The organism is Herbaspirillum lusitanum P6-12 (assembly GCF_000256565.1).
Classification (GTDB): domain Bacteria; phylum Pseudomonadota; class Gammaproteobacteria; order Burkholderiales; family Burkholderiaceae_D; genus Herbaspirillum; species Herbaspirillum lusitanum.
In genome coordinates this window covers 1-7,727 of sequence record NZ_AJHH01000393.1, presented here as the reverse complement: position 1 = coordinate 7,727, position 7,727 = coordinate 1, and the positions used below count along the sequence as shown (strand labels likewise).

Annotated in this window: 6 protein-coding genes; 3 read left to right on the top strand and 3 right to left on the bottom strand. The window is 60.2% G+C overall.

All coding sequences use genetic code 11. The features are described from left to right. Nucleotides 1–81: 81 nt before the first annotated feature. Nucleotides 82–2,379, bottom strand: a complete 2,298-nt coding sequence (locus tag HLUSI_RS0112580; RefSeq protein ID WP_016834308.1) for a UvrD-helicase domain-containing protein — start codon at nt 2,377–2,379, stop codon at nt 82–84. A 66-nt stretch (nt 2,380–2,445) separates the two neighbouring features. Continuing rightward, entirely contained in the window at nt 2,446–3,216 is a 771-nt protein-coding gene (locus HLUSI_RS0112575) for a DUF1120 domain-containing protein (protein WP_157137843.1), read from the bottom strand. Between the two features lie 297 nt (nt 3,217–3,513). Between HLUSI_RS0112575 and HLUSI_RS31590 the strand changes: the two genes are divergently transcribed. The 3 genes from HLUSI_RS31590 to HLUSI_RS0112560 all read left to right on the top strand — a co-directional run bounded on the left by HLUSI_RS31590 (nt 3,514) and on the right by HLUSI_RS0112560 (nt 6,744). Next, a complete protein-coding gene (locus HLUSI_RS31590) occupies nt 3,514–4,674 on the top strand; it encodes a fimbrial protein (protein WP_157137842.1) in 1,161 nt (386 codons plus the stop codon). Nucleotides 4,675–4,882: 208 nt separating this feature from the next. Then, nucleotides 4,883–6,154 carry an MFS transporter gene (locus tag HLUSI_RS0112565; protein WP_083830933.1) on the top strand — a complete coding sequence of 424 codons (1,272 nt, stop codon included), beginning with the start codon at nt 4,883–4,885 and terminating at the stop codon, nt 6,152–6,154. A 101-nt stretch (nt 6,155–6,255) separates the two neighbouring features. After that, a complete protein-coding gene (locus HLUSI_RS0112560; protein WP_016834303.1) occupies nt 6,256–6,744 on the top strand; it encodes a Dps family protein in 489 nt (162 codons plus the stop codon). Between the two features lie 86 nt (nt 6,745–6,830). On the opposite strand, the gene HLUSI_RS28430 is transcribed toward HLUSI_RS0112560, so the two are convergent. Further along, nucleotides 6,831–7,727 (bottom strand): MFS transporter (locus HLUSI_RS28430; RefSeq protein WP_016834302.1); only part of this gene is annotated, 897 nt, incomplete at its 5' end.

The window sequence follows — 7,727 nt, the reverse complement described above, 5'->3', positions numbered from 1 at the left end:
GGGCCGCCCCCGGCAAAGGTTGATCGAAGAGAAAACAGAATCAGCTATAGGCAAAGGCAAGTCGGAACAACCGACAAAAACTCACCCCACCTTATCCAACTTAGCCACACTCAAATCCAACAACTTCATCCCGAACTTCCCGAAGTTGATATGCGCCCGGGTACTCCCCCCGCCGCCTTCGATATTGACGATCACGCCTTCGCCAAACTTGGCATGCGCCACATTCTGGCCAATCCGCCATCCCGAATCCGGTCGTGAAAAATTCTGTGCAATCTTGTTGTTGCCCGATTCCGGCGCTGCGTCCCAGGCCGACTTGGGCTGCGCGAACCAGCTGTGCTGTTGCGGCTGGATCTTCGGCGACAACCACTTGATCGACTCGTCCGGCAACTCATCAAAGAAACGTGAGCGCATGTTGTAACGCGTCTGGCCATGCAGCATGCGGGTCTGCGAAAAGCTCATGTACAAACGCTTGCGCGCGCGGGTGATGGCGACATACATCAGGCGGCGCTCTTCCTCCACGCCGCCCTCCTCCTTGGCGCTGTTCTCGTGCGGGAACAAACCTTCCTCCAGGCCGGTGATGAACACCGCGTCGAACTCCAGCCCCTTGGCCGAGTGCACCGTCATCAGTTGCAAGGCATCCTGGCCGGCCTGCGCCTGGTTGTCGCCGGCTTCCAGCGATGCGTGCGAGAGGAAAGCCGACAGCGGCGACATGATCGTCGTCAGCGCGGCATCGGCGTCGATGATCTCGATACCGTCCGCAGTCGTGATCGACGTGCCCGCGACGGCTTGCGCCTGCGGTCCGAGGAAGGCCGGCGCATCGAGGCCATAGCCTTCTTCCGAGACGAACAGGGTCGCGGCGCTGACCAGTTGCTCCAGATTCTCGATGCGGTCGGCGCCTTCTTTTTCGTTGCGGTAATGCGTGAGCAGACCGCTGCTGTCGAGCACCACCTGCACCATTTCCTGCAAGGGCAAATTCTGCGTTTCAAAACGCGCGGCTTCGATCAGCTTGATGAAACCGTTCAGCGTCGAACCGGCCTTGCCCGCCACATAAGGCACCGCCGCATACAGCGAGCAGTTGTACTGGCGCGCAGCGTCCTGCAATTGCTCCAGCGCCTTGGCGCCGATGCCGCGCGTCGGGAAGTTCACCACGCGCAGGAACGCCGAGTCGTTGTGCAGGTTGTCCATCAACTGCAGATAGGCGATCGCATGCTTGACCTCGGCGCGCTCGAAGAAGCGCTGGCCGCCATACACGCGATACGGAATCGCCGACGAGAACAAGGCATGCTCGAGCACGCGCGACTGTGCATTGGAGCGATACAGCAAGGCGATCTCGCTGCGCGCCCAGCCTTCGGCGATCAGGTTCTTGACTTGCTCGATGATCCACTGCGCTTCCTGCAGATCGCTGCTGGCTTCGAACACGCGCACCTGCTCGCCGTGGCCGGCGTCGGTGCGCAGGTTCTTGCCGAGGCGCTTGCTGTTGTTGGCAATGAGGATATTGGCGGCGTCGAGGATGTGACCGTGCGAACGGTAGTTCTGCTCCAGCTTGATCAGGTTCTGCACGCGGAACTCACGCTCGAACGACGTCATGTTGCCGACGTTGGCGCCGCGGAATGCGTAGATGCTCTGGTCGTCGTCGCCGACGGCGAAGACCGCGCTGGCGTCGACCTGCCCCTGACCGGACATGATCTTCAGCCATTTGTATTGCAAGTCGTTGGTGTCCTGGAACTCGTCCACCAGCACATGGCGGAAGCGGCGCTGGTAATGCTCGCGCAACGGCTGGTTGCGCGACAGCAGTTCATACGTGCGCAGCAGCAGCTCGGCAAAATCGACCACGCCTTCGCGCTGGCATTGCTGGTCGTACAAGTCGTAGAGTTCGACGAACTTGCGGTTGTAATCGTCATGCGCCTCGACGTCCTTGGCGCGCAGGCCCTGGTCCTTGGCGCCGTTGATGAAGTACATCAGGTTGCGCGGCGGGTACTTCTCGTCGTCGACGTTCATCTGCTTGAGCAGGCGCTTGATGGCCGACAGCTGGTCCTGCGAATCGAGGATCTGGAAAGTCTGCGGCAAGGCCGCATCGCGGTGATGCGCGCGCAGCAGGCGATTGCACAAGCCATGGAACGTGCCGATCCACATGCCGCGCGTATTGATCGGCATCATCGCCGACAGGCGCGCGGTCATTTCCTTGGCCGCCTTGTTGGTGAACGTCACCGCCAGGATGCCCGACGGCGACACTTGCCCGGTCTGGATCAGCCAGGCGATGCGGGTGGTCAGCACACGGGTCTTGCCGGAACCGGCGCCGGCCAGGATCAGCGCCGATTGCGCGGGCAGCGTCACGGCGGCGAGCTGCTCGGCGTTGAGATTGTGGAGAAGGTTTTGCATCGCGCCATTATAAGACGGAAGCGGTGCATGCCCATTGACGGCGCCGACAACCGCCGCCCTGACCAATCACCGGTAGATCAATTCCAGCGTGGCCGAACCGTCCAGCGGGATCTCTCCCGTGGCAGGCAGATTGGACAATTTGTCGATCGTTGCCTGAATGGCCAACGTCGCTGAAAACGTTTCATAGCCCTCGTCTCTTATCGTCCCGTTCCCCCAGTTGTCCACAACATAGAGGGACGCCTCGGGCCTGAAGTACAAACCCACAGGCATGCTCGACCAGCCGCCAATCGGCCCGTTGCCAGCCGCCCCCTCTACGGCGATAACGTATTGCCGCTTCCCGTCGCCCGTCGCGTCGCGCAGTTGCGCGGTAAAAGCGCCTACATTGCTGCCCCTGACGGTGCCGAGACCGTAGATGTACCTATCGTGACCCGACCCCGGTGTTCCCTGCCAGTATTCGGTCGTAGCTATACCTTTCACCGCCGAGGCCGGACGATTATCGGCCAGTCTCAGCGCAACTTTCGCTTTGTCGTCGCAAGCGACCGTCACGCTTGCTGTTTTCTTTTCCAGGGCCGTTGCCTTGGTCTGCGATAACCGCGAGACGGGAATCACTCCATAGTCGAAAATACCGCCGCCCGAAATGGACAATGTGCAGGCCGCCGGCCGGACGGTGCCTGCGACTTTCAATTCGGCAGTGTCTGCGGCCCGGGCTGCAACCGACATCACCAGGAGGACTGTCAAAAAGATATGTTTTTTCATTTTCAATTGCCCCAAAGAAATTCTGATCGGATAGACCTCTTGCTGAGCCGGCTGCGAGGCCGGCTTGAACGATGGAGTCATTATGGTCTGTCGAAAATGAAATACATATGAGAATAGTCTCAAAAGAGGCATGTATAAAATAACAACTTTTTACTGCATTTGCATGGTATTTCAGCGATGGTTACACCTCTTGCGATAGGCGAATTTCCGGAGCAATTCAGAAACGGCAAGCAGTTCAATGTCATGCGACGCAGAATCTCCAGATTCTGTGCCGCCCCGGGGGAGTTTGCCAACGGATTCGCGTTTGAGATTTTTCCATATGCCCTCGGTTTCGTCGTGCCGTACCATCCCCTTCTCTCATCGGAACGAACATCCATCATGAAACTGACCACCATGGCTGCAGGCGCGCCAAAACAATTCCTGGCGCGCACATTTCACCGCGCCGCCCGGGCCGGACAACCGGCGCTCTTCTGGCGCGGGTTTCGCCGCCGCGCGCTCAACATACTGCTCGCCGGCGGCCTCTTGTCCGCCCTGCTGTTGCCGGAACTGGGATATGCGCAAACTTGCCGTTGGAGAACAATCTCGAGGCCGCAGCAGGATGCGACTGGCATACCCTGGCGACGCAGCTTCACCCTGCCTGCGACCATCACCGTGCCGCGCGATGCGCCTGCAGGTACGATCATTGCGAGTAGCCCGACAGTGACAGCACCGTTCGTGGACAGGATGGTAGCGTGTGATCAGACTCCCACTCTGGAGATAACACCCGAGAGGGCGGCAGGAACGGTTGACGAGTTCACTCTCCGCACGGAAGTGCCAGGAATATGGATCAAAATATGGGCGCGGCTTACCAACGCTCCTTCAACTGGAGGAAGGTATGTGCCGTTATCCGGTAATGAGCTTGCACCTACTTATGCCTTTTCCTCAAGTGACGAGTCCGCGGCCGCTACCGGCAGACTTGATCTCATCAAGGGAAATACAGGCGTGGTGACGGCCGGTACAATCAACGCGGGCGCACTGTCGACCGTGTCGGTAAATGGCCTTTTCACCTACATAGCTACCCGCTTGGCCAACAGAGTGATGATCGTGCCGCAAACCTGCCAGGTCGACACCCCCAACGTGGTGGTGCCGATGGGCTCGGTGGCATCAAGCAGCTTTACCGGCACTGGGTCTGTCTCTCCCGCCCGCAACTTCACCATCAGCGTCAATTGCTCAGGCGTGGCGTCGCAGGTGTTCATGACGCTGACCGACCAGCAAACGCAGGCCAACCGGACCAGCACGCTGGGACTGACGGCGGCGTCCAGCGCCAGGGGCGTGGGCATCCAGATCTTGCGCCGGCAAGGCAATACGGATACGCCGATCTCCTTCGGCGCCGACTCCTCGACCGCGGGCAACACCAACCAGTTCCTGGCTTTTTCCTCGACAGGCGAGCAGATCGGCGCGACCACCATCCCGTTTTCTGCGCGCTATATCAAGACGGCGGCAACCATCATCCCCGGCACCGCCAATGGCGTCGCCACCTTCACGATGTCGTATCAATAAAGGGAACGCTCGCAGACGGGAGGATGAAGGAGGAGTAGATTCCTGTCCGGATAATCTGTATTGCATGGTTGCCTGATCCGGGTCGGCTCTTCGGAATCCTGCACGAAGCCCTCCTTTCACAGGGTCCCCGGCAAGCCCGCGCCAAACCGCGTAAAATTCTGCAATGCAACATGGCATCGGCGCCGGGTTGCCATTATTTCTCCTCATCATGTCTCAAGAAGCACTACATACCCTCCCCGGTTCTGGTTCTGTCCCGCCCACCGCCACCGCCGCCGAAGCTGCGCCCGCGATCCCGCATTCCCAAACCGCCGTCATGATCCAGATCCTGTCGACGGTGCTGTTCACCTTCCTTGCCTATATGACCATCGGCATCCCGCTCGCGGTGCTGCCCGGCTATGTCCACCTGGATCTCGGTTACAGCTCGTTCATCGCCGGCCTGTCGATCAGCGTGCAATATCTCTCGACCTTCATCACGCGCGCCCAGGCCGGCCGCATGGTGGACACCATCGGCCCGAAGAAAACCGTCATGCGCGGCATGCTGGCCTGCGTCGCCAGCGGCGCCTTCCTGGTGCTGGCGGCGTGGTCGGCTGAATTGCCGTGGCTGAGCCTGTCCATGATCCTGGTCAGCCGCTTCTGCCTCGGCATCGGCGAAAGCCTGGCCGGCACCGGCTCCATCATCTGGGGCATCGGCCGCATCGGCGCCACCCATACCGCACGCATGATTTCGTGGAACGGCATCGCCACCTATGGCGCGCTGGCCATCGGCGCACCGCTGGGCGTGGCGCTGCTGCACGTGGGCGGCTTTGCAGCCATCGGCTTCCTGGCGCTGGCGTTGCCGCTGATCGGTTACGTGATCGCACGCCGCCGCCCTGCCGTACCCGTCGTGCGCGGCGAACGCCTGGCTTTTCGCCTGGTGCTCAACCGCGTGCTGCCTTACGGCATCGGCCTGGCGCTGGGCACGGTCGGCTTCGGCGCCATCGCCACCTTCATCACGCTGTATTACGCCAGCCATCAGTGGTCCAACGCAGCATTCTCGCTGACGCTGTTCGGCGGCTGCTTCATCGGCTCGCGCCTGTTGTTTGCCAATTCCATCAACCGTTTCGGCGGTTTCAAGGTGGCGATCGCGTCGTTCATCGTCGAGGCATTCGGCCTGAGCATTTTGTGGCTGGCCGGGTCGGCGGAAGTCGCCATGCTGGGGGCAGCGCTGGCCGGCTTCGGCTTTGCGCTGGTGTTCCCCTCGCTGGGCGTCGAAGCGGTCGGCCTGGTGCCGGCGCCCAATCGCGGCGCGGCGCTGGGCGCGTACTCGGTGTTCCTCGATCTGGCGCTGGGCATCACCGGTCCGCTGGCCGGATTGATCGTGGGGCAGTTCGGTTACGAAGAAGTGTTCCTGTTCGCCGCTATCGGCGCACTGTGCGCGGTGGCTCTCACACTGTCCTTGTACCGGCGCTCGCAGCATTACAAAACAGACAACGCCAACTAACGTCTTGTGATGAGCGCTATCATCCCCAAGTGTTATTCATGGGGCTGCGGTTTTGACATAAAATCGCAGCGTTGCATTCCATCACCCCAAGGAGCAAAACAATGGCAAAGAAAAACGTGGCAGCAATCAACATCGGCATCAACGACAAGGATCGCAAGAAAATTGCGGACGGTCTCAGCAAGCTGCTGGCCGATACCTACACTCTCTACCTGAAGACCCACAATTTCCACTGGAACGTCACCGGCCCGATGTTCAATACGCTGCACCTGATGTTCGAAGGTCAGTACACCGAACTGGCGCTGGCAGTCGACCTGATCGCCGAACGCATCCGCGCACTGGGCTATCCGGCGCCGGGTTCGTACAAGGAATTCGCCAAGCTGTCGTCGATCCCTGAAGCCGAAGGCGTGCCTGCCGCCGAAGAAATGATCCGCCAGTTGGTGGCCGGCCAGGAAGCCGTCACCCGCACCGCGCGTTCGATGTTCCCTGCGGTCGATGCGGCCGCCGACGAACCGACCGCCGATTTGCTGACGCAACGCATGCAACTGCATGAAAAGAATGCATGGATGCTGCGCAGCCTGCTGGAAGGCTAAGGCCGGGTCCACTTCATCGCTGCACAGAAAATGCCGGCTTCGCGCCGGCATTTTTATTTCCAGGCTATCTTCTCCATCTACGCCATTCAGGCCGGAAGCTTGCGTCCGTCATGCTGATGTTCGAAGAAATGGATGTCCCGATCCGGCCGCATCTTCAACGCCATCACCGCACCGATCAGCAGGAATACGGCCGAACCGACAAACGGCAGATTCCAATTGCCGGTCAGGTCGATCACGGTTCCGAACACCACCGGCGAAATGATCGTCGCCAATGCAGCGCCGGTGTTGAGCATGCCGCTGGCGGTGCCGGTGTATTCCGGCGCAACATCCATCGGCACCGCCCAGATCGGCCCGATTGTCAGTTCGAGCATGAAGAACGCGCCTGACAAGCACCATGCGACCACGTTGACGTCATGGCTCAGCATGACCGGCACCAGGAAGCACAAAGTACCCAGCAGGCTGAACGCAATCACGCCCTGGCGCGCCATTGGCAGGCTGCCGGTTTTCTTTAATACCTTGTCGCTGATCAGCCCGCCCGTGACGTCGCCGACCACGCCGGCGAAGAACACGCCGGAAGCGAAAATCGCCGACTTCTTGATGTCGAGATGGTAGGCGTTCATGAAGAAGATCGGCACCCAGCTGAAGAACAGCGTATTGGTCCAGACCTGGCAAAAGTAGACGAAGATGGTCGGCGACATGCGGCGCAGGATTTTCTTCCATGGCGTATCGCCGCCGTTTGCCGTGACCTTGACGTGTTCCGGCAAGCGCGCCAGTTCCGCTTCATTGATCGCCTTGTGTTCCCGCGGATTGTCTTTGTAATATACCGCCCACGCGATGATCCACAAGGCCGTCAATGCACCGACGATGATGAAGGCTGCGCGCCATGAATGCAGCACGATCAGCAACGCCACGATCGGCGGCGCCACGGCGTTACCCAGACGCGAGAATGAATGAGTGATCCCCTGCACGAAGCCGCGATCCTT

Bases quoted from the DNA above. Each gene is read 5' to 3' on its own strand.
- HLUSI_RS31590 (WP_157137842.1), top strand. From the start codon at position 3,514: ATGAAACTGACCACCATGGCTGCAGGCGCGCCAAAACAATTCCTGGCG.
- HLUSI_RS0112565 (WP_083830933.1), top strand. From the start codon at position 4,883: ATGTCTCAAGAAGCACTACATACCCTCCCCGGTTCTGGTTCTGTCCCG.
- HLUSI_RS0112560 (WP_016834303.1), top strand. From the start codon at position 6,256: ATGGCAAAGAAAAACGTGGCAGCAATCAACATCGGCATCAACGACAAG.
- HLUSI_RS0112580 (WP_016834308.1), bottom strand. From the start codon at position 2,379: ATGCAAAACCTTCTCCACAATCTCAACGCCGAGCAGCTCGCCGCCGTG.
- HLUSI_RS0112575 (WP_157137843.1), bottom strand. From the start codon at position 3,216: ATGACTCCATCGTTCAAGCCGGCCTCGCAGCCGGCTCAGCAAGAGGTC.